At 31.4% G+C, this 21,980-nt stretch carries 20 protein-coding genes and 4 pseudogenes; 2 read left to right on the top strand and 22 right to left on the bottom strand.

Annotation, left to right across the window (positions count from 1 at the left end; translation table 11 throughout):
• Window positions 1–12: 12 nt before the first annotated feature.
• The 13 genes and pseudogenes from HGPT_RS03415 to HGPT_RS03475 all read right to left on the bottom strand — a co-directional run.
• A pseudogene (locus HGPT_RS03415) lies at window positions 13–636 on the bottom strand (energy-coupling factor transporter transmembrane component T family protein); the annotation flags it as partial.
• Window positions 629–1,495, bottom strand: coding sequence for an energy-coupling factor transporter ATPase (locus HGPT_RS03420; protein WP_019138476.1), 867 nt, complete (start codon window positions 1,493–1,495; stop codon window positions 629–631). The gene HGPT_RS03420 and the pseudogene HGPT_RS03415, both read right to left, overlap by 8 nt.
• Window positions 1,486–2,309, bottom strand: a pseudogene (locus HGPT_RS03425) (energy-coupling factor transporter ATPase). Before HGPT_RS03425 ends, HGPT_RS03420 begins: the two are co-directional and overlap by 10 nt.
• Window positions 2,310–2,362: 53 nt before the next feature.
• Window positions 2,363–2,983 carry a DNA-3-methyladenine glycosylase gene (locus HGPT_RS03430; RefSeq protein ID WP_040542443.1) on the bottom strand — a complete coding sequence of 207 codons (621 nt, stop codon included), beginning with the start codon at window positions 2,981–2,983 and terminating at the stop codon, window positions 2,363–2,365.
• Window positions 2,958–3,338: a YkvA family protein gene (locus HGPT_RS03435; RefSeq protein ID WP_019138478.1), complete on the bottom strand. Its 381-nt coding sequence runs from the start codon at window positions 3,336–3,338 to the stop codon at window positions 2,958–2,960. The genes HGPT_RS03430 and HGPT_RS03435 overlap by 26 nt, the downstream gene beginning before the upstream one ends.
• 51 nt (window positions 3,339–3,389) lie before the next feature.
• The gene (gene pyrE, locus HGPT_RS03440; protein ID WP_019138479.1) at window positions 3,390–4,019 is read right to left on the bottom strand and encodes an orotate phosphoribosyltransferase; all 630 of its coding nucleotides are present in this window, start codon (window positions 4,017–4,019) and stop codon (window positions 3,390–3,392) included.
• Window positions 4,019–4,723, bottom strand: a complete 705-nt coding sequence (gene pyrF / locus HGPT_RS03445; RefSeq protein ID WP_019138480.1) for an orotidine-5'-phosphate decarboxylase — start codon at window positions 4,721–4,723, stop codon at window positions 4,019–4,021. The genes pyrE and pyrF overlap by 1 nt, the downstream gene beginning before the upstream one ends.
• A 7-nt stretch (window positions 4,724–4,730) precedes the next feature.
• Window positions 4,731–5,846, bottom strand: a complete 1,116-nt coding sequence (prfB, locus tag HGPT_RS03450; protein WP_019138481.1) for a peptide chain release factor 2 — start codon at window positions 5,844–5,846, stop codon at window positions 4,731–4,733.
• A gap of 189 nt (window positions 5,847–6,035) precedes the next feature.
• Window positions 6,036–7,145, bottom strand: a complete 1,110-nt coding sequence (gene csaB / locus HGPT_RS03455) for a polysaccharide pyruvyl transferase CsaB (protein ID WP_019138482.1) — start codon at window positions 7,143–7,145, stop codon at window positions 6,036–6,038.
• Between the two features lie 6 nt (window positions 7,146–7,151).
• On the bottom strand, window positions 7,152–8,549 hold the full coding sequence (locus tag HGPT_RS03460; protein WP_019138483.1) for an O-antigen ligase family protein: 1,398 nt from the start codon (window positions 8,547–8,549) through the stop codon (window positions 7,152–7,154).
• The gene (locus HGPT_RS03465; RefSeq protein ID WP_019138484.1) at window positions 8,543–9,091 is read right to left on the bottom strand and encodes a hypothetical protein; all 549 of its coding nucleotides are present in this window, start codon (window positions 9,089–9,091) and stop codon (window positions 8,543–8,545) included. The genes HGPT_RS03460 and HGPT_RS03465 overlap by 7 nt, the downstream gene beginning before the upstream one ends.
• A complete protein-coding gene (locus HGPT_RS03470; RefSeq protein ID WP_019138485.1) occupies window positions 9,092–9,580 on the bottom strand; it encodes a DUF4330 domain-containing protein in 489 nt (162 codons plus the stop codon).
• A complete protein-coding gene (locus HGPT_RS03475; protein ID WP_019138486.1) occupies window positions 9,567–10,703 on the bottom strand; it encodes a glycosyltransferase family 4 protein in 1,137 nt (378 codons plus the stop codon). Before HGPT_RS03475 ends, HGPT_RS03470 begins: the two co-directional genes overlap by 14 nt.
• A gap of 338 nt (window positions 10,704–11,041) precedes the next feature.
• Between HGPT_RS03475 and carB the strand changes: the two genes are divergently transcribed.
• Entirely contained in the window at window positions 11,042–14,245 is a 3,204-nt protein-coding gene (gene carB / locus HGPT_RS03480) for a carbamoyl-phosphate synthase large subunit (RefSeq protein WP_019138487.1), read from the top strand.
• Between the two features lie 184 nt (window positions 14,246–14,429).
• Here carB and HGPT_RS03485 read toward each other — a convergent pair whose 3' ends face one another.
• Complete coding sequence (locus HGPT_RS03485) at window positions 14,430–14,951, bottom strand: DUF3783 domain-containing protein (RefSeq protein WP_019138488.1); 522 nt, start codon at window positions 14,949–14,951, stop codon at window positions 14,430–14,432.
• Window positions 14,952–15,021: 70 nt separating this feature from the next.
• Between HGPT_RS03485 and HGPT_RS03490 the strand changes: the two genes are divergently transcribed.
• Window positions 15,022–15,399, top strand: a complete 378-nt coding sequence (locus tag HGPT_RS03490; protein WP_019138489.1) for a hypothetical protein — start codon at window positions 15,022–15,024, stop codon at window positions 15,397–15,399.
• Between the two features lie 85 nt (window positions 15,400–15,484).
• On the opposite strand, the gene gloA is transcribed toward HGPT_RS03490, so the two are convergent.
• The 8 genes and pseudogenes from gloA to HGPT_RS10645 all read right to left on the bottom strand — a co-directional run bounded on the left by gloA (window position 15,485) and on the right by HGPT_RS10645 (window position 21,963).
• Window positions 15,485–15,859 (bottom strand): lactoylglutathione lyase, encoded by a 375-nt coding sequence (gloA, locus tag HGPT_RS03495; RefSeq protein ID WP_019138490.1) that lies wholly within the window; start codon window positions 15,857–15,859, stop codon window positions 15,485–15,487.
• 100 nt (window positions 15,860–15,959) lie between these two features.
• Entirely contained in the window at window positions 15,960–16,445 is a 486-nt protein-coding gene (locus HGPT_RS03500; RefSeq protein WP_019138491.1) for a hypothetical protein, read from the bottom strand.
• Window positions 16,427–16,696, bottom strand: a complete 270-nt coding sequence (locus HGPT_RS03505) for a hypothetical protein (protein WP_019138492.1) — start codon at window positions 16,694–16,696, stop codon at window positions 16,427–16,429. Before HGPT_RS03505 ends, HGPT_RS03500 begins: the two co-directional genes overlap by 19 nt.
• Window positions 16,697–16,994: 298 nt before the next feature.
• A complete protein-coding gene (locus HGPT_RS03510) occupies window positions 16,995–17,681 on the bottom strand; it encodes a V-type ATP synthase subunit D (protein WP_019138494.1) in 687 nt (228 codons plus the stop codon).
• On the bottom strand, window positions 17,681–19,105 hold the full coding sequence (locus HGPT_RS03515) for a V-type ATP synthase subunit B (protein ID WP_019138495.1): 1,425 nt from the start codon (window positions 19,103–19,105) through the stop codon (window positions 17,681–17,683). Before HGPT_RS03515 ends, HGPT_RS03510 begins: the two co-directional genes overlap by 1 nt.
• Window positions 19,098–20,866: pseudogene (locus HGPT_RS03520) on the bottom strand (V-type ATP synthase subunit A). Before HGPT_RS03520 ends, HGPT_RS03515 begins: the two are co-directional and overlap by 8 nt.
• Before the next feature lie 27 nt (window positions 20,867–20,893).
• On the bottom strand, window positions 20,894–21,208 hold the full coding sequence (locus HGPT_RS03525; protein WP_019138496.1) for a V-type ATP synthase subunit F: 315 nt from the start codon (window positions 21,206–21,208) through the stop codon (window positions 20,894–20,896).
• Window positions 21,201–21,963, bottom strand: a pseudogene (locus HGPT_RS10645) (V-type ATPase subunit). Before HGPT_RS10645 ends, HGPT_RS03525 begins: the two are co-directional and overlap by 8 nt.
• Between the last annotated feature and the right edge of the window lie 17 nt (window positions 21,964–21,980).

The raw sequence follows: 21,980 nt of genomic DNA on the forward strand, positions 1-21,980 counted from the left end.
TAAAAGAATTTAAAATAAGGGAACAAGTAAAGGCACAAGATTTTTTGCACGTTTTACTATATTTCCAGATTCAAAATCTGCACCTCTTGCCATTTGTGCCTTCATGATTTTGTCTGTTTCTTCTATAAGTGTTGGTATAAATCTAAGGGCAATTGTCATCATCATTGCAATTTCATGACTAGGAACTCCAATTTTTCTAAAGGGCCTTAAAAGTGATTCGATTCCATCTGTTAGTTCAATTGGAGATGTTGTATAAGTAAGTAGACTTGTTCCAAGAACTAAAAGTATAAGTCTTATGCCCATAAATATTGCAAGATCAATTCCTTCTTGAGAAATTTTTAAAATTCCAAAAGTGTATTTTGGATCTCCAGGAGTGAAAAACAAGTTAATTATAAAAGTAACAAGGATAATCCACTTTAAGGGTTTGAGTCCACGAAGAACCATTCCTGTAGGTAGCTTAGCAACTTTTATTATTAATAGTAAGTAAATTACTACTGGTATATACATAAATACTGATTTTATAAAGAACAAGGATGCTATAAATAAAATCATTGTAATCATTTTTAGTTTTGGGTCATATTTGTGTACGAGGCTTTCTCCAGGGAAATATTGGCCAATTGTTATATCTTTAAACATTAGACGCACCTCTCAAATATTTTATTAGAGACTCCTTGGCCTCTTCTACTGTTATGGCATCTTCATTTATATCTAAACCCTTTTTCTTTAATGTTCTCATAAGAGATGTTATTTGAGGAATGCCAAGTCCTACTGAAAGAAGTTTATCTTCATTTCTAAAAATTTCTCTTGGGTTAGAATCTAAAAAAACTCTACCCTGGTCAAATACAATAATTCTCTCTGCAATTTTCGCCACATCTTCCATTGAATGAGAAACTAAAATTACAGTTATTTTCCTCTTTTCATGGATTTCTTTTATTTCACTTAAAATCTCATCACGACCTCTTGGGTCAAGACCTGCAGTTGGTTCGTCAAGAATTAAAACTTTTGGTTCCATTGCAAGAACTCCAGCTATTGCAACTCTTCTCTTTAGTCCACCAGAAAGTTCAAAGGGTGATTTATCCTTGTAAGTTTCATAATCTAAACCCACAGATTCCATCGATGATTTTACTCTTCTTTGAACCTCTTCTTCAGTAATATCAAGATTTCCAGGTCCAAAGGCTATATCTCTTTCTATAGTCTCTTCAAAAAGTTGATATTCTGGATATTGAAAGACAAGACCAACTTTTTTTCTCAAATCAGTCAAATTTGCACCAGACTTGTCAACTCTTGTTCCATCAATGATAATTTCTCCAGAGCTTGGTTTTAAAAGTCCATTTAAATGTTGTATAAAAGTTGATTTTCCTGAACCTGTGTGACCAATTAGTCCAATAAATTCATTTTCTTCAATTTTTAAAGTCAAATCATCAATTGCCTTTTTCTCAAAAGGAAGACCCTCACTGTAAATATGTGTTAAATTGTTTATTTCTATTAGTGACATATTTCCTTCACCATTTCTTCTATATTTAAAACTTCCGTAGAAATTTCAATTCCATCCTTTTTAAGTTCATAGGCAAGTTCTGTTACTTGTGGAACATCAAGACCCAGAGATTTTATCATATCCACCTTTGAAAACACTTCTCTTGGAGTGCCAGTAAGTACCATATTTCCATCTTCCATTACAACAACCCTGTCACTTATTGCCGCTTCTTCCATGTAATGGGTAATCAAAATTATTGTCTTATTCTCTTCTTTGTTGAGTTTAAGTAGGGTGTCAATAACTTCTCTTCTTCCACTAGGGTCAAGCATGGCTGTTGGCTCATCTAAAATAATATATTTAGGACTCATGGCAAGTATTCCTGCTATTGCAACTCTTTGTTTTTGTCCACCAGACAATAGATGGGGTGCATTTTTTTGTAATCAGACATGCCAACATCTTCTAGTGCCTTATCAACTCTTTTTCTTATTTCAACTGGATCAATTCCCATATTTTCTGGTCCAAAGGCAACTTCATCTTCAACTATAGTTGCAACTAATTGGTTATCTGGATTTTGAAATACCATTCCAGCAGTCTTTCTTATGTCCCAAATTTCTTCTTCATTTTTCGTATTCATTCCATCAACAAGTACGTCGCCTTCTCCAGGAATAAGAAGACCATTTATTAATTTTGCAAGAGTAGATTTACCAGACCCATTGTGACCTAAAAGGGCAACAAATTCGCCTTCTTTTATCTCTAAATTTATATCTTTTAAAATCTCTTTTGCTGATTCATCTTCATAGTCATATTTAAAAGATAGGTTTTTTATACTAATCATTTTATCACCTTTATGTTAACCTATTATAGGTTATAACTTAACAAAAATCCATCTTATTTACAAGATACATTGGAATTATTTTTAATATAAAATCTAAGGGGTAATTTAGCATCTTCTCCTGCATAATCAATGCCAATTCTCTTTGTTGTAACAATATTTTTTTCACTTATATCCTCTCCATCAACCATATAGAGATAATCTTTTGAAAGAATTTTTTCATTTAGTGACCTATCTATCCCAAGTGCCATAGATAATTTACCTGGTCCATTGCACAAATTCTTTTTTTGGTAATTATTTAAATCTTTATAAAATTCCCCAAATCTATTTTGTGAAAAGCCATCTAGATTTTTTATTGGCTCAAGTGCACGTATTAAAACTGCCTCTGGATGATCTTTGTCCCTTGTAACAGTATTTAAAAGATTGTACATACCATAAATTAAATATACATAAATATGTCCACCTTCAAGATAAAGAGTTTTATTTCTCTTTGTAATATTTCCCCCATAGGAATGACAAGCCTTGTCGTTAAGACCAAGATAAGCTTCAGTTTCAACTATTTTTGCACAGAAAAAATTACCAGAAATATTTCTGATAATTTTCTTTCCTAATAAATTTTTCGCAACTTCTACAGTATCTCTCTTAAAAAAATCATTCTCTAGAATGTTTCCAGGCATCATATTTTTCTAATTCCTTATCTAATTTCTTAACTATATAAGTCAAAACACTTAAATCATCAAAAAAACCAAAGAATAAGATAAAATCTGGAACAATGTCAGCAGGATTTAACAAATATAAAAATCCTGCTACAATTAAAATTATATCCTTCTTCTTAATATCTCTGTAGTTTCCCTTAGAGTAGTCTAAAATCAGACCTAGGGCAAGGGTTAGCTCACGTGAAATCTTTTTAAACATATCCATTTTATTGGTCTTAGTCATGGATTCTTGAACTACCCTATTTAATCTATCTTTGTTCTTAAAAACTTGATGAGCATAAGGTATCATTTTTCTTAAAGCTCTGTAATAATTCAACTTTTTTCCCCCTAAGTTAAAAATTTCACTTTTTATTTACCCAAAAATAGATTAAGCATTCATCCAAGAAGAATCCTTTGGATTATCCCTAAATAATTTTAATTTTTCGATTTCGCTCTCTTTAATATAATCCATTTCATGCGCCACTTCAATTAATTCATCAAAGTTTGTCAAAGATTCGTGATAAAATCCAGCTTCTTTAAAGTTTTCTTCAGCATTTTTCATATTATATGTGAAAATACTTACAATACCAAGAACTTTATAGCCAACTTCTTCAAGAGCTTTTGCTGCTTCAATTGATGATCCTCCTGTGGAAAATAAATCTTCAATTACTACAACCTTTGCTCCTTCAATTTTTGCTCCTTCGATCTTATTTTGTTTTCCATGATCTTTATTTGAACTTCTGACAAATCCCATAGGAAGATTCATCTTATCAGCTATTATTGCAGCATGAGGAATTCCTGCGGTTGCAGTTCCCATAATATATTCTGCATTAGGGAATTTTTCCTTAATTAAATTAACAAGACCTTCTTCTACAATTTTCCTTTCTTCTGGATAAGAAAGTGTAAGTCTGTTGTCACAATAAATTGGAGATTTAATTCCAGATGCCCAAGTGTAAGGATCTTCTGGTGAAAGTGTAACAGCCTTTAATTTTAATAAAATTTTTGCAACTTCTCTCATTATTCTCCTCCTAAAAAGTCTTTTTTAATTTCTTTGTATTCTTTTAATGGATTTTCTGCCTTTGTTATTGGTCTACCTACTACAATGTAATCAGAACCAAGTTCTCTTGCCTCAGCTGGAGTGACAACTCTTTTTTGGTCATCAGTATTTTTAACTTTTCTTATGCCAGGAGTAACTGTAATAAAATCTTCTCCTAGATTTTCTTTTATTTTTGGAACTTCAAGAGCTGAACATACAATCCCTGAAAGATTAGCTTCTTTTGCAAGTTTTGCATAGGAAAGAACAACTTCATCAAGTGACAAAGATTTTTCTATTTTTAGTTCATTGTGCATAACATCTTCGTCTGTGGAAGTTAGCATAGTTACTCCAAGTGTAATAAGATCTCTTTTTTTATCCCTCACAATTTCACTAGCATCACTTAACATTTTCTTTCCACCAGCTATGTGATAGTTAATCATATCAACATCAAGTGAAATGAGAGAATTAGTTGCTCCCTTGCAAGTGTTTGGAATATCGTGAATTTTTAAGTCCAAAAATATTTTATGTCCAAGCTTTTTAATCTCATTAATAATACTTGGACCTTCCTTGTAAAAAAGTTCCATTCCAACTTTTACATATACTTTTTCGTCTTTAAAATTTTTTAAAAAATCTAGAGCCTTTTCTCCATTTGGAAAATCCAGTGCAATAATTACATCTTTTGCCATATTAACCTCAGCTTTCTGCAGTCGCCTTTTCTTGCAAGTAGGCGTTAATAAATATATCTAAATCTCCGTCCATAACTTTTTCAACATCACCAACATCTACATTAGTCCTGTGGTCTTTGACCATAGTGTATGGTTGGAAAACATAGGATCTAATTTGTGAACCCCAAGCAATTTGAGAATAGTTACCTTGAAGGTCTTCGATTTTTTCTTTCTTTTCTTCTTCAGCTAGAGCAACGAGTTTTGCCTTTAACATGTTCATTGCTTTTTCCCTGTTTTGAATTTGACTTCTTTCATTTTGACATTGCACTACTATTCCTGTAGGAATGTGAGTGATTCTAACAGCTGAGTCAGTAGTGTTTACGTGTTGACCACCTGCACCAGAAGATCTATAAGTATCTATCTTTAATTCTTCTTCTTTTATTTCAACTTCTGTATCATCATCAAGTTCTGGAAAGACATCAACAGAAGAAAAAGATGTGTGTCTTCTCTTGTTAGAATCAAAAGGTGAGATTCTAACTAGTCTGTGAACTCCCTTTTCACCCTTTAGATAGCCATAGGCATTATCTCCAGATATTTTTAAAGTAACAGACTTAATACCAGCTTCATCTTCTTTTAATATGTCAAGAGTTTCTGCCTTGAAACCTTTATTTTCTGCATATCTTGTGTACATTCTTAAAAGCATACTAGCCCAATCTTGTGCTTCAGTTCCGCCAGCACCAGCGTGGATAGAAAGAATTGCATCGTGAGAATCGTACTCTCCATTTAAAAGTGTGTTGAGTTTAAAATCAGCTGCTTCTTTTTCAATTTGATCAACTACTTTTTGAAAATCAGAATAAGAAGAATAGTCATCTTCAATTTCCATAAGTGTAATTAAATCTTCAGCATCTGTAATTAACTCATTTAGTTTGTCATATTGATCTATCTTCTTTTGATATGAATTTGTTTCTCTAATAACTTTTTGGGCACTGTCATTGTCATCCCAAAAACCTGGTTCCATTTGTTTTTTGTTAAGTTCAACAACTTTTTCTTTTAAAGAATCTATCTCCAAAGATTCTCCTAAAGCTTTGGTTGTAACTTTGGAATTTTCCAGGCGCTCCTTATCTAAATAGATATTTTGCTCCATAAAAATCCTCCTTTATTTTGCTTATTTTAGTATAACACAGTTGATATCATGACACTAATATTTTGTGATTACAATGGCATTTATTTTTTAATTTTTTTAAAAAGAAAAAGAGATCATTTTATTGACCTCTCTTTTCTAAATTATTTTGAAATAAATTATTAAATTTTAAATTATTCAAATGCTTTTTTCTTAAAACTCTTCTTCATTTAAAAGTCCAAGAGTTATTTCAACATTTCTTTTAGATTCATATCTCATCTTTTCTGTGTTTTCCCTCAAAATTATTTTTCTATCCTCTATATTTTCAAGGGCTTTTAATATTTTTTCATAAAGTTCTTCTGGAGTGAAATCTTCCACATCTACAGCTTCTTTTATTCCCAATTCATTTACCATGGCTTCTACCTTTGGATCGTAGATTATTCCAACCATAGCTAAATTTACACTAGCTGCATAAACTAAAGAGTGAAGTCGCATAGCTGCTAAAAGTTTTAACCTTTTAAAAATCCCCATTAGTTCTCCAGCTGAGTAAGTGTTCTCTATTAGATTAAGCTTGTCTTTGTGAATACATTTTTCTGCTACTTCTTTTGAATAGACATTGTCCCTTGGTGTATGGAAAGGAACTAAAAGAATGTCATATCCAGCATCTATTAATAAATCAATTGTCTTTGCAAACTTGTCTTTTATAGATTCTACTTTTTTATAATCTCTAATGCAAAATCCAATAGTCTTATTTGTTATTTCAATTCCTTCACTTTTTAAAATCTCTTCAACTCTCAAATCTTCTGCTTCTTTTAAAGTAAATACTGGATCTGCAGTTACTTCTATAGATTTATTTGTCACTCCCAAATCCCTGACAAATTTATAAGATAAATCATCTCTCAAGGTTACATAATTAACCCTATTTAGAACCCATTTTGTAAGAATTCTATTGAATTTTTTATCTATTGGTCCTATTCCATTAGCATAAACATAAACCTTTTTTCGCAATATCTTTGCCAAAATAATGACCGACAGATAATAAACAATAGATCTTGTAGAAGTTATATCCTGAAGAAGAGATCCCCCTCCAGATAAAAGAAGGTCTGCATCCTTTAAAGCATGATAAAGTTCTGGTAATGAAAATCTATTTACTGCATCAATGCCGTAAACTTTTTTTGTCTTCTCAGGATTATTTGAGAGAGCAGTCATTTTTATTTCTCTATTTAATTTTTTAAAATCTTCAACCATAGCCTTTAAGATGGCATCATCGCCAGAATTATCAAAGCCAAAGTATCCTGAAATTACAATTTTTTTCATTGCCATAATATATCACTCTATTACTATGTTTTCTTTTTCAAATTTTTTATTATCTAAATCTTCTGTGTTTTTAAAATCAATAATTGATTTTTCTTGATTTTTTTCTCTTTCAAATTTTTCTATTCTTATAGATGTAAAGATTATTCCCAAAACAATCCAGAAGGTAAAAATTATTCTTGGAATGTAGAGGAAGTGTTCTACTAAACCATGCCCCATTATTCCAATTATTGAAGCAAATAAACCTGCTCCAAGATATTTAAAGTATTTATCTTCTGATTTAACTAAATTTACATAAGTTGATTTCAAACTTGAGAATAATAACAAGATAAAGAAGATAAATCCAATTATCCCAATTTCCGCTGCAACTTCAAGATAAGTGTTGTGAGCGTGATAAATTGGCATAGTTCTTATATATTTTTCAAAAGTTTCCTTAAAGGGAACATATCCAAAACCAACCCCTGCCAAAAAGTTATCTCTTATTACATCTTTTGTTATATTCCAAATTTTTATTCTATATAAATTAGATGAATCCACAGTTGAACCAATTGATGTTATTCTATCCACTACTTTTTGCGGAAGAAAGGCAAGTCCACCTAATACCATAGGTATACCTAAAAGCAACAATCTTTTATCAACTAACAAAACAAATGCCAAGGCTGCAAGGGCTATTCCTACCCAGCCACCTCTTGATAGAGTCATGACAATACAAATTAGAAGAATCCCAGTAGATCCTGCAAATAAAAATTTTTTCCTCATGCTTTTTGTGTACCATGTCATACCAACTGCTATTGGAGTTATCAAAACTAGATATTCTGCCAAAATATTTGGATTGAAGAAAACTGAATAAACTCTAACTGCTATATCTGTATTGTTTTCAGTATCAAGCCATTCTGGTCTCATTTGTACTCCTGTAAAATATTGGACGACACCAAGAAGTGCAACCACAAGAGCCGACAACAAAAGAGTAGAAATAAAGGCGTTTAATTCTCCCTTAGTCTTAATAGTATTTGTCATTGCAAATAAAAATGAAATACCTGCAGCATTTAGGGCAAGGTCACGAATTGAACCTGACGGATCTATTGATGTAATAGTTGAAAAAATTGCTATAAAAGCAAATATTGCAATAGGAACTGTTCTAGGTCCTACTTTAACTTCTTCCCCATATAAAAATGTCCTGAGCAAAACAAAAAATCCCATTGAAAGTAACATTATAAGTCCCAAGGCATCAGGCACAAAGGGATATAAGAAAACTGAAGCAAAAAGTCCAATTTTTATGTCATAAATTACAAGAAGTAAACCACTTATGCCGAGAAAGGCTGCCAATAGAAATTTACTTCCTAAAAAGTAATAAATTAAACTTAGAAAAATAGCCGAAAGTAAAATAAAGTTTATCTTTTTTGTCTTTACCACCAGTTTTCACCACCTTCATCAAGTTTAAAGAAGGAAGTAAAAAATTCTATGAATTTTGATCCCATTATTATTTCCATATATCTTCCCTTCAAAAGAGATAAAATTAGTCCCATTACAATAAAGCCAAGAGGGATAATAATTTTCCCCTTAAATATGAGAGAAATTATAAGAGTTAAAATCCCAGAATAGAACATGATATTTGAAATAAGTCCTGCAATTTCATCAAAGGAATTGAGAGACTTATAAGCTCCTCCTAAGAAAAATGAATTTTTTATCATTGGCAAAAAAATTCTTCCCAAAAACTTCATAAATCTCTCTATTAAATTAAATAATTTACTATAAATTTTATAGATAAAAGTATTTTCAAATAAAACTTTTTCTCCAGCAAGAACTTCTCTTGTTTTTGAATTTTGAAAATTTCTTTCTATTGGATTTTTTATAAAGTCCCAAGATTTTTTTGTAAAGGAATCTTTATAAGAATCCGAGAAAACCCTGTAGATTTTATTTAAAAATCTTATAGTTAATGAGTTAATAGTAATCACCTAGTTCTTTACTTCTATTCCAAGAATTGTCATAAATGTTGTAATAGATTTGTTTTTAATCCTCATTTCTGCACCGATTCTCACTTGTTCTGTGCCAACTTGATAAAAATCTTGAGTATCCTTTATGTCAGCATCGATAGTCATAAGAACCCTGTATTTTTCAGGCACTTCTGCATTATAAAATTTACCTTGATATTCTGTCTTATCCCTATAAGCTTCCACATCTACTGATGCAATTTTACCTAAGTAAGTTCCCTTGTCATAATCGTAGATTGGATCTCCAACTTTTAAATTATTGGCAGTTACATCTCTTACATCCTTGACTTCTGCGGATATAACTCCCTTTTTAGTTGAAACTTCTCCCACTGCTGACTTTGAACCAAATCTTTTTACTCCTGTTGCCACTAAAGCTACTATTAAAATAATAACTAGTAAATCAACAATATTAATTAGTCCAAAAAGTCTTCCCTTTTTGTCAATTACTTTCATTTTTTTCTCCCCTCAATATTTCTTCATAAATTTCTGTCTGTCTTTCTCCCATAGATATGTGAGAATATCTTTCCACTACTTCTTTCTTTATGTTTTCGCCAAGATTCTTTAATTTATCCCTATCATCATAAAGACTTAAAATATTTCTTGCAAGCTGTTTTTCTTTTCCAACTTTAAATAAATATCCCGTATAATCATCTTTTATAATTTCAGGTATACCGCCAGTTTTTGTAGAAACAGTTGGCACATTTAATAGGGCTGCCTCTAAGATTACATAAGGAAAAGACTCAGATATACTTGTCAAAACATTTAAATCAATAGCATTAAAGAAAGAATATTTATCTTTAACAAAACCTAAAAAATAAATATTTTTTTCTATGCCATAGTTTTTTACCATTTCTTCTAGTTTTTTCTTCTCATCGCCTTCTCCTGCAATTAAAAATAATATGTCTGGATTTACATCAAGTGCTTCCTTTGCAGCCCTTATAAAAGTTTCATGATCCTTAACCTTATCAAGTCTTGCAGCAATTCCAACTAAGAGTTCGCCGTTGTAATTAATTTTATATTTCTCAAGAAAGGCTGTCTTTGGAATGTAAAGAATTTTTTCATCAATATCTATTCCATTATATAAAACGTGAATCTTCTCTTTATTAAAGCCCCTATTCTCTAGCATTTTTTTAAAATTGTCACTTACACAAATATAGTGATCAAATTTTTTTAGAGACATCTTATTTAATGTAGTATAAATTAAATTTTTGTAAAAAGAATCCTTGAAGTCAAGCATATAGTCTGAATGGACCGTTGTGACCATTGGGACATTAATTTTCTTTTTTAAAAACATGCAAATAAAATTAGCTCTCGCTCCATGTGCGTGTACTAAATCATAATTTCCATTTTTTATTTCATCACTTAATTTAGAAACGACGGAAAGGTCCCATCTTTTTTCTTGTGGGTAAACTTCTATGTCTATGCCTCTATCCTTTGCTTCATCATAAAAAGTATCTTTTATAAAGCAAATGATTTTGGTTTCGACTCTACCCCTAAGACCCTTCATTAGAGTAAAGATGTGTGTTTTCGCACCACCTGTATCGCCGCCACTAATTAAATGGAGAACTTTTGTCATGTCTTCTCCTCCTTATCTTGTTTATTATACAATATATTTAATATTATTTTAACAGTTTTTATTAATTGACCTAGGCCTTATGATTTATAATAATTTTTATAGTAGCAAATGATTTTAAAGTCCCTTTAAAATTTAATTTAAAAAATAGTAAAAAAGTCCTTGCATTTATCACTAAAAAATGATTTAATAATAAAGATAAAAAAATAGAAAGTCAGTCCAAGGACTGAGTAAAATCATGTCCTTGTGCATGATTTTTTTTTGAGCAAATTTAATACCTTAAATTTTTTTTGCCCATTTTTTAAGAATGTTTGATCTTTTATTTGGAAAAGGAGAAAAAAATGCCAAGAGATAATTCGATTAAGAAGACACTAGTAATAGGATCTGGTCCTATTGTTATAGGACAAGCTGCAGAATTTGATTATTCAGGAACACAAGCTTGTGAGACTTTGAAAAAAAATGGAGTTGAAACTGTTCTGGTTAACTCAAATCCTGCTACAATAATGACTGATAAAGGTGTTGCTGACAAAATTTATATAGAACCAATTACTATTTCTTTTATAGAAAAAATTATTGAGAAGGAAAGACCTGACTCATTAATAGCTGGCATGGGCGGACAAACTGGTCTTAACATGACACTTGAACTAGATAAACGCGGAATTCTTGATAAGTACGGCATAAAAATAATTGGAACTGATATCGAAGCAATTAAAAGAGGCGAAGACAGAGACATCTTTAGAAGAACAATGCAAGAAATCGGCGAACCAATTATTGATTCAGAAATTGCAACAACTTTAGAAGAAGGAAAAGAGCTTGCAAAGAAAATTGGTTATCCCTTAGTTGTAAGACCTGCTTATACTTTAGGTGGAACAGGCGGAGGTTTTGCTTATGATGAAGAAGAACTTGAAGAAGTTTTATCACACGGACTAAGTCTTAGCCCAGTAAATGAATGTCTTCTTGAAAAATCTATCCGTGGTTGGTTAGAAATTGAATTTGAAGTAATAAGAGACTCAGCTGGTGAAAAAATAATCGTATGTGACATGGAAAATGTGGATCCCGTTGGCGTTCACACTGGTGACTCCATAGTTGTTGCTCCTTGTCAAAGTCTTGATAAAGATGTTTTACAAAAATTAAAAAATTCTGCTTTAAATATTGTAGAAAATGTAAATGTTGTTGGTGCTTGTAACGTACAACTTGCTCTTAATCCAGAAACTCTTGACTACGCAATAATAGAAATCAATCCTAGAGTTTCTCGTTCATCTGCTCTTGCATCAAAGGCAACAGGATATCCTATTGCAAGAATTGCAACAAAAATTGCTCTTGGACTTAACTTAAATGAAATCGAAAACGAAACTACTGGAAAAACTATAGAAAATTATGAGCCTAAATGTAATTATGTAGTTGTTAAAATACCTAAGTGGCCTTTTGATAAATTTAAATTTGCAAATAGAAAACTTGGAACAAAAATGATGGCAACTGGAGAAATAATGTCCATTGGTTCATCTTTCGAAGAGGCACTTCTAAAAGGTATAAGATCTCTTGAAATTTCTAAGTTCTCTCTTGAATCTAAATTCTCTGAAGAAAGAACTACAGAAGAACTTAAAAAGAGAATTAAATTCCCTGACGATGAAAGACTATTTGACGTTGCAGAAATTATTAGACGTGGACTTTCCATAGAAATGATCCACGAAATTACTGGCATAGACTTATATTTCTTAGAAAAAATTGAAAACATAGTTCATCAAGAAGAAAACCTAAAACAATTAAGTCTAGATACCATTACATCAGATGAACTTAATAGTTTAAAGAAATTAGGATTTTCTGATAAAACTATAGCTTCTGCACTTGGTGTAAACATTGATGCAATTGTAGAACTTCGTCAAAAACACAATATCCTTCCAAATTACAGAAGAGTAGACACTTCTCCTTTTAGAAAAAACGGAGCTTACTACTACTCAACTTACGAAAAGACAGACGAAAATATAGTTTCTGACAATAAAAAAATAATTGTAATTGGATCAGGACCAATAAGAATAGGTCAAGGTATTGAATTTGACTATTGCAGCGTTCATGCCATTAAATCATTGATAAACATGGACATAGAAACAATAACAATTAATAACAACCCAGAAACAGTTTCAACTGACTTTGACACATCTGACAAACTTTACTTTGAACCACTTACAGAAGAAGAAGTTAAATCAATAATTGAAACAGAAAAACCAATGGGAGTTATACTAGCATTTGGTGGTCAAACAGCAATTAAACTTGCTAAATATCTTCACGATCAAAAAGTTAATATTTTCGGAACAGACTTTGAAGATATTGACAGAGCTGAAGATAGAGAAAAATTTGATGAAATGCTTGAAGAATTAAAAATCAATAGACCAAAGGGACATGGAGTCTTCACTATAAAAGAAGGTCTTGAAGTTGCAAAGGAACTTGGTTATCCCCTACTTGTTAGACCATCCTATGTACTTGGTGGTCAAGGTATGCAAATAACTTATGATGAAAAAAGTCTTTTGACTTACCTAAAGGGAGCTTTCGAAAGAGATAGGGACAACCCAGTTTTAATTGACAAATATTTAGTTGGTCGTGAAATTGAAGTTGATGCAATATCTGACGGAGAAGATGTATTGATACCAGGAATAATGGAACACCTTGAAAGGGCTGGAGTTCACTCTGGAGATTCAATTACAATTTATCCAAGTATTAACATCTCCAGTGAAATCAAAGACAAGATTTTAGATTACACAAAGAAAATTGCCAAGGCTCTTCACGTTAAGGGTATGATAAATATTCAATTCATAGAATATAAAAATGACCTTTATATCATAGAAGTAAATCCTCGTGCTTCAAGAACAGTACCTTACATTTCAAAGGTTTCTGGAGTTCCAATAGTTGACCTTGCAACAAAAACAATGCTTGGAGAAAAACTATCTGATTTGGGATATGGCACTGGAATTTATAAAGAACCAAAATTAATGGCAGTAAAAGTACCAGTATTCTCAATGTCAAAACTTAACAGAGTTGAAATTTCTCTTGGACCTGAAATGAAATCCACTGGAGAAGTTCTTGGAGTTGGAAAGGATATAGATGAAGCACTTTTCAAAGGATTCTTAGCCGCTGGATCAGCAATAGAAGATAAGGCAGCAAGAGTTTTAGCAACAGTTAATGACAACGACAAAGAAGAATTTGTTGAAATTGCAAAAACAATGAATGAAATGGGCTACAAAATTATTGCAACAAAAGGAACTTGCAAACTTCTAAAAGAAGTTGGAATAGATGCAAAAGAAATTGGAAAAATTAACGATCCAAGACCAAATATCCTTGATGTAATAAGAAATGGAGAAATTGATCTTGTAGTTAACACTCCAACAAAGGGTGGCGACTCCACAAGAGATGGCTTCAAAATTAGAAGAATGGCAACAGAATATGGCATTGACATTGTAACAAGCCTTGATACCCTAGCAGCAAGGGTTGCAGTTAAAAATAAAAAATTCCATGAAGAAAACATGGATATATATGATATTTCAGAATTTTAATAAAAATCAAATAATAAATTTTTAGAGGATGCAGAAATGCATCCTTTTTTGTATTTTTCTATTTTATATTATTTATATAAATATTCAATTAATTCTTCAATTATTTTTTAAATTTACAAATGCAATAAAAAAACCGATGCAATATTTCATCGGTTATAGTTAAAAATTTAAATTTTTATAAATTTTACTTGATATTTAACTTATCTTTTAAATCTTTTATGTCTTTATCTAGTCTTTCTTCGTCAAGTTCTTTATTTTTATTTTCTATTGCCCTATCCACAAGATCCATTAGTTCAGGGTCCATTTCTCTTTCAAGCTTATCTAAAGCTATTCTAACTAGACCACCAAGTTCTCTAAATTTCATTACAGCTCTGTGTTCATCAGCTATATGACCCATTAAAAATCCAAAGGTCCATTCTGCATTTGTTTTTGTCAATACGCATTTGTTGTCAACCATTACGCCTTCATTTTTAAGAGCAATTAAAAAATCACGCAAAATATTTCTGTCAAAGTCAGAAAATACCATAAGTTTGTTTTCATCTTCCACAGAATTATTTTCTTTTAAATTTTCTTCAAATAAATTTCCAACTTTTTCTTCCAAATTTTCTTTATTTATTTTATTTAGTTCAATATCAAATTCCTTTGCAACTTTTTCAGTAATTTTTGTCTTTTCACTGTCAAGTCCGTATAATAATATTTTTTTCACTTTAACACCTCTTAATTATTTTACCCAAAATTTTTTTATTTATTGGGTATATGTTTAATGAGGTGATTTTTTGAGATTAAATAAAGGTGATGAAATAATTTATGAGAGAGTTTTTACTAAAAAAGACTTATATGACTATGCTGTAAATGCAAACTTTTGGGGTAAGCACCACGAAAACCCAAATGACAAGGGCGAGTATCTTTTGCAAGGACTTTTAACAGCAAGTCTTACTAATAAAATTGGCGGCGATTATGATATCTTGATGTATAAAATGGATTTCGATTTTTTGAGAAAAGCTTATACAGGAAGAAAAATCAAAAGCATTAATGTAGTCGACAATGTCGAAAATAAAAGAGGCAAAAATTTTATTGATATAACATCAGATGTCTATGACGAAAATGGCGACCATCTTATTCACGCAATTTTAAAGGGAATTTTGCTTGATTAGTTTGCATGTCAAATAAATAACCTCTTTACTAATTTATATAGTAAAGAGGCTACATACTGATTTCTAAAATAATTTTATTGTTTATTTATTTTTCACCAATAACTTCTATCTTGTATCCGTCTGGATCCTTTACAAAGAAGTAAGAGTCTGAATTGTCTGAAAGGGCTTTAAGTTCTGTTACATCGCATCCCTTTTCTTTTAATTCTTCCCTGAAGGATTTTATATTAGGATGTGAGATTGCAATGTGACCGTAACCATCGCCCATAGTATAATCTCTTCCGTCGTAATTGTATGTTAATTCTAATTCATAGGGTGAATCTTCCAGCTTTAAATATACTAGTGTAAATTCATCTTCTGGAAAATCCTTGTGTCTTGATTCTACAAAACCAAGATTTTCTTTATAAAACTTTTCAGATTTTTCTAGGTCCTTTACCCTAATCATTGTGTGTAAAAATTTCATAATATCCCTCCAATTTATTTATACCTCACTTTATAACTTATACTCAAAGAAACAAAAAAATATCTATTGAAAATTTTACTAATCAATAGATATTTCAACTCTATAAGTTGTTATAGAAAAATTCAATGTTTGTCAAATATTCTAAATAGTTAATTGAATCTTTTTTTCTATCATATTCTGATATTCCACTAAAAAGAAAAATTTCTCCAAAAATAATATGTTGATCTATGCTAAAATATTGTGTATTTTTTTCGAATACAAGATAAAAATAATCTACTTTATTATAATTTTCATTTCCTAAAAAATAAATTTCTGTCTTTTCATTTTTAGGTATTTTATATATAAGAATTTCCAAAATTTTATCAGAAAATTCATAAGTGCATAGATGGTTTATAAGATTTATTAAAATAAAATTAAATGTTACTCTATTATTGTCCTTTATATATTCTGAAAAGCTAATTTTGTAAGCATTATATCTGTCTTCTATCCAATTTAAAATCTCATCAGATGACTTTTTTCTAGGCAATTTGAATTTTTTATATTTTTCTTTTATATTTTCAGCTTGATTCATTTCTTTATTTCCCATGTTCCTACTGGATCGCTAGCCATATACCATCCAAAATCTAATATATATATATTAATTTGAGCACAATCTACTCTAACTTTATCAAACTTTTTGGGTAAATTTATTTCTCCTATTTTAAAATATACCCTTGTATCTGCAAGCTCCCTAACGAATGCATGGGGTATTTCTGCTAGTATTTTTTGATTTAAAAAATTAGAATCTTTAACAATAAAATTATTTACTTCTAAAAGATTAGTTCGATTTGAACCCACATATTTAAAATAGACTTCAACTAAATCTGTCCCATTATTTAGCCTAATAAATATAAGGCTTAATGTCGATATTGTTACGATTGAGTAAGGTACAATTTCATACTGATCTTCTTCATACTAATCTTCTTCATACTGATTTATACTATCATATATTTTAAAAGTTGTATGTTCTTTATCCTAATTCGTTTCTTGGTATGCAAAAACATTTATATTAAAAATAAATATAGTAATTATTGATATGAAAATTACTATATTTATTTTTTTCATTGTTAATATCTCCTTTAATTCTTTAAACTTTTTAAGACATAAGTTCTGCATTTACTTTTTCTGATTTTTCTTCCTTCATCTCTTCCTTTGAGATTATATCCTTGACTTTCATTAGTCTTGTTATATTCGCTCTTTCGCTTTCATCAAGCTTTGAACGAATATACTTAATAGTATCTTCTAAGTCTGGAATAGTTTTATATTCAAGTGCATTTACTCTTCTTCTCGTCTTTTCTATTTCATTGGCAAGAAGTTGAGACGCCTTTTCCTTTTGAGTTAGGGTCAAAAGCTCTTCCATTACTTCTGTAAGATTATCTATGGCTGAGTCAAGGTCTGAAGTTGTTTGTGCATATCCATAAGGATATCTTGAGGCATCTTCTGATGTTTTTTTAGTGATAAATTCCATTTCTGGAACATCTACAGACATAACATTTTTCTTTTTTATATCTACTAAAGTCTTTGTAGTTGGAAGGGCGATTGCTTCTTCTAACATCTCTGGACTCATAGCAGCTGATGCCATTAAAAAGGCTTTAAAAGAATCTTGTAGTTTATCTTCTACTTCAAGTCTTAGTTTTTTATTTTCTTTTATAAGAGTGATGAACTGTCTCATAAGTTCATCTTGTTTGTCTTTTAAAAGTTTATGTCCTCTTTTTGATGTTTCAAGTTTAGTTTTTAGAATAGATAGATTCATCCTTGTGGGGTTTATATTTAGTCTTGCCATTATAATCCCTCATTTTCTAAATTTTCAGGATCCTTAGAATCCTCCTCTTTATTCTCCTTATCGCCCAAATATTTTTCAATTAATTTGTCATCAATTCTCTTGAGTTCTGTCTTAGGGATTATTGATAAAAGTTCCCAGCCTAGGTTTAGAGTTTCAAGAATTGACCTATTTGTTTCAAAACCTTGTGATACATATTGTTTTTCAAATAAATCTGCAAATCTTGCAAAAGCTTTGTCAGTTTCTGATAGGGCAGTTTCCCCTAAGATTGCTGAAAGTTCTTTTGCTTCTTTACCAGCAGTATAGGCTGCGTAAATTTGGTTCATTGTATCTGCATGGTCTTCACGAGTTTTTCCCTTTCCAATTCCCTTATCTTTAAGTCTAGATAGAGATGGGATTGCGTTAATAGGTGGTTCAAGACCTTGTTTAAATAATTCTGTTGATAGGATTATTTGTCCTTCAGTAATGTAACCTGTAAGGTCTGGTATTGGGTGAGTAATATCTCCTTCTGGCATAGTTAGGATAGGAATTTGTGTAATAGATCCTTCTCTACCCTTAATCCTTCCAGCTCTTTCATAAATACCTGCAAGGTCAGTATAAAGATAACCTGGATATCCACGTCTTCCTGGTACTTCTTTTCTAGCTGCTGAAACTTCTCTAAGTGCTTCAGCGTAATTTGTCATATCTGTCAAAATAACAAGAACGTGTTTGCCTTGTTCAAAAGCTAGATATTCTGCTGCAGTAAGTGCCATCTTTGGTGTTGCAAGTCTTTCTATAGCTGGGTCATTGGCAAGGTTCATAAATAAAACTGCTCTGTCAATGGCTCCAGTTTTTGTGAAGTCATCAATAAAATATTGTGCTTCTTCAAAAGTAATACCCATGGCTGCAAATACTACGGCAAAATCTCCACCTGAAAGAACTGTTGCTTGTCTTGCAATTTGAGCTGCAAGTTCATTGTGAGGAAGTCCGGCTTCAGAGAAAATTGGAAGTTTTTGTCCTCTAACTAGAGTATTAAGACCATCAATTACAGATACACCTGTTTGAATAAATTCTGATGGATAGTCTCTTGATACTGGGTTAATTGCAGTACCATTTATGTCAATTTTTTCTTCTGGAATAATTTTTGGACCGTCATCAATTGGTTCTCCAAGTCCATCAAATACTCTACCAATCATATCTGGTGAAACTCCAAGTTCAAGTGGCTTACCTAAAAATCTAACGCTAGTATCTTTTAAGTTAATTCCACTAGAACCTTCGAAGATTTGTACCATTGCCTTGTCGCCATGTATTTCAATTACACGACCACGTCTTTTTTCCCCTGTTTGTAGTTCGATGTCAACAAGTTCTTCGTAGGCTGCACCTTCTACACCTTCTACAGTCATAAGAGGTCCAACAACTTCTGTTACTGATTTATATTCTTTAAGCATCTGTATCACCGACCTCTACTAATTTTTTAAGTTGACTATCTATTTTATCTCTGATTTCGTCAATTTTTTCTAATTCATCATTTGGAAGATACTTCATTCTTGCAATATTTTCTTTTACATCAAGTTCTTCTATTTCACTGAAGTATGCTCCATTTACAAGAGCTTCTTGTCCTCTGTCATAGAAATAAAGTATTGTGTCAAGCATCTTAAATTGTTTTTCTAAAGGACAGAAAGTATCAACATCGTGGAAGGCATTTTGTTGCAAGAAGTCTTCACGAATTGACTTACTTGTGTGTAATTTCATTTGATCTTCATCAGAAAGTGAATCACGACCTACAAGTCTTACAACTTCTAAAAGTGAAGTTTCTTCTTGTAAAAGTGACATTGATCTCTTTCTAAGTTTAGAAAATCTTCTGTCTATATTTTCATCCAAATATGCATCTATCTTTGGTTGATATAGAGAATATGAATCTATCCAGTTAATTGCTGGGAAGTGTCTTTGATATGACAAGTCATAATCAAGCTTCCAGAATATTTTAACAATTCTAAGTGTATTTTGTGTAACTGGTTCAGAAATATCTCCACCTGGAGGAGAAACGGCACCTATAACTGATAAAGCTCCTTCTCTTTCTTCTTTACCATTAACAAGAACACGACCAGCTCTTTCATAAAATTCTGCAATTCTTGATGCAAGATATGCTGGATAACCTTCGTCACCAGGCATTTCTTCAAGACGACCAGACATTTCACGAAGAGCTTCTGCCCAACGTGATGTTGAGTCTGCCATCATGGCTACAGAATAACCCATATCTCTAAAGTATTCAGAAATTGTAATTCCTGTGTAAATTGATGCTTCACGAGCTGCTACTGGCATATTAGAAGTATTTGCAATAAGAACTGTTCTCTTCATAATAGATTCACCAGTTGATGGATCCATTAGTTCTGGAAATTCCATAAGTACGTCTGTCATTTCATTTCCACGTTCTCCACAACCAACATATACAACTATTTGTGCATCAGCCCACTTAGCAAGTTGATGTTGTACAACTGTTTTACCTGAACCAAAAGGTCCTGGTATTGCAGCAGTACCACCCTTTGTTATTGGGAAGAAAGTATCTATAACTCTTTGTCCTGTAATAAGCGGTTCTTTAGGGTCAATTTTTTTCTTGTAAGGTCTTCCCTTTCTTACTGGCCATCTTTGAATCATGTTAAGTTCCTCGTCGCCTTTTTCTGTTTCAATAACAGCAACAATTTCCTCAACTGTAAAGGATCCTTCTTTTATGTCCTTTACCTTTCCACTTACACCGTTAGGTACCATAATTTTGTGAGTGACAACTGGAGTTTCTTCTACAGTTCCAAGAACATCACCAGCTTCAACTTCATCTCCGACACTTGCTACTTTTTTAAATTCCCATTTTTTATCTCTATTTAAAGGATTACTGTAACTCCTCTTTTTAAAAAGTCTCCTGCTTCATCTCTAAGTCCAACTAGAGGTCTTTGGATTCCGTCAAACATTTGCTCAATCATTCCAGGTCCAAGTTCGACAGATAGAGGTGCTCCTGTAGTATATACTTCATCTCCAGGACCTATTCCTGTTGTTTCTTCATATACTTGAATAGAGGCCTCGTCTCCTCTCATTTCAATAACTTCACCTATTAGTTTGTCTTTAGAAACTTCAACCACGTCATAGACATTGGCATCTTCCATGCCACTGGCTACAACTAGTGGTCCGGATACTTTAATTATCTTTCCTGATTTCAATAAAGCTCCTCCTTTATAAAAAGGTGACTAATCACCTAATATGTTAGCTCCAACTGCCTTTTCGACATTTTTATTTAAATTCTTCATACCAATACCAAGAGTTCCCTTATTTGATGGGATTACTATTATGGCTGGTATTAATTTTTCATTATATCTTTCTATTGTCTTTGGTATTTTTGCTGCAAGATCTTCTGTAATATAAATTACACCATAATCTTTTTTTGCAAGACTATCTACCTGGCTTCTCGCATCTCTATCTTCATATGCAACAAAAACATCAATTCCTATTGCCTTAAAAGATAAAACGGAGTCCTTGTCTCCAATAACTGCAATTTTATACATAACTATCACGCAACTTTTCTCTAATAAATTCACTATCTAGTCCATTTAATTTAGAAACTAAAATAATTCTCAAATTTTTTATTTCCATTTCCTTTGCCAAAACATTAGCAAAAACAACTTCTGGACCATAGGTTACATATTTTACATCCTTAATAAGGTCTATAAAGTAATTATCCATCTCTCTCTCAAAATCTGAAAGAGTTCCCTTTTCTTTGAAGTCATCAAGGGCATCCTTAATATATTTATAAATATCAAGTCTTTTGAAAGCATCTGTGTCTGAACTAAGATCCCTATTTAATAGATCAAGATAGGTTTCTTCTCTTAGATTTCCACCAGGAACAATAATTTGTTTTAAAAATTCCACATCTTTTTCCTGTTTTTTTCGACCTCAAAAGAGTCCTAATATTTGTAAAATCAATTAAATTTTTAGCATAATTAATAAATAAATCAACTTTAGATTCCTCTGCAAGGTCAAGCAAGTCCTTGAAATAGGCATTATCAAGGTGGATATCAATTATTTGTGGATCCTTCTTTTCTTCATAAGAATCCAAAATTTTTCCAATAAGTTCAAAATATTTATTTCTCTTGCTTCCCTTTACAAGTCCATCTCTATATTCCTTTAGGTCAAAATCACCTATGTTCATATAGATGTTATTTAAATCTTTTTCACTAATCTTTTCCTTAATTAAGACTTTTAGATTGTGATAAAAATATTTTAATGCAACTAAATCAACAGGAATTTTGGAAGGAGATATTTCATATGCATCCTTAT

It is taken from the genome of Peptoniphilus timonensis JC401, from assembly GCF_000312025.1.
Lineage (GTDB): Bacteria > Bacillota > Clostridia > Tissierellales > Peptoniphilaceae > Peptoniphilus_A > Peptoniphilus_A timonensis.

What these genes read in the sequence shown, in the direction of transcription:
- HGPT_RS03420 (WP_019138476.1), bottom strand. Translation starts at nt 1,495, where the DNA reads ATGTCACTAATAGAAATAAACAATTTAACACATATTTACAGTGAGGGT.
- HGPT_RS03430 (WP_040542443.1), bottom strand. Translation starts at nt 2,983, where the DNA reads ATGCCTGGAAACATTCTAGAGAATGATTTTTTTAAGAGAGATACTGTA.
- pyrE (WP_019138479.1), bottom strand. Translation starts at nt 4,019, where the DNA reads ATGAGAGAAGTTGCAAAAATTTTATTAAAATTAAAGGCTGTTACACTT.
- pyrF (WP_019138480.1), bottom strand. Translation starts at nt 4,723, where the DNA reads ATGGCAAAAGATGTAATTATTGCACTGGATTTTCCAAATGGAGAAAAG.
- prfB (WP_019138481.1), bottom strand. Translation starts at nt 5,846, where the DNA reads ATGGAGCAAAATATCTATTTAGATAAGGAGCGCCTGGAAAATTCCAAA.
- csaB (WP_019138482.1), bottom strand. Translation starts at nt 7,145, where the DNA reads ATGGCAATGAAAAAAATTGTAATTTCAGGATACTTTGGCTTTGATAAT.
- HGPT_RS03470 (WP_019138485.1), bottom strand. Translation starts at nt 9,580, where the DNA reads ATGAAAGTAATTGACAAAAAGGGAAGACTTTTTGGACTAATTAATATT.
- HGPT_RS03475 (WP_019138486.1), bottom strand. Translation starts at nt 10,703, where the DNA reads ATGACAAAAGTTCTCCATTTAATTAGTGGCGGCGATACAGGTGGTGCG.
- carB (WP_019138487.1), top strand. Translation starts at nt 11,042, where the DNA reads ATGCCAAGAGATAATTCGATTAAGAAGACACTAGTAATAGGATCTGGT.
- gloA (WP_019138490.1), bottom strand. Translation starts at nt 15,859, where the DNA reads ATGAAATTTTTACACACAATGATTAGGGTAAAGGACCTAGAAAAATCT.
- HGPT_RS03500 (WP_019138491.1), bottom strand. Translation starts at nt 16,445, where the DNA reads ATGGGAAATAAAGAAATGAATCAAGCTGAAAATATAAAAGAAAAATAT.
- HGPT_RS03510 (WP_019138494.1), bottom strand. Translation starts at nt 17,681, where the DNA reads ATGGCAAGACTAAATATAAACCCCACAAGGATGAATCTATCTATTCTA.
- HGPT_RS03515 (WP_019138495.1), bottom strand. Translation starts at nt 19,105, where the DNA reads ATGCTTAAAGAATATAAATCAGTAACAGAAGTTGTTGGACCTCTTATG.
- HGPT_RS03525 (WP_019138496.1), bottom strand. Translation starts at nt 21,208, where the DNA reads ATGTATAAAATTGCAGTTATTGGAGACAAGGACTCCGTTTTATCTTTT.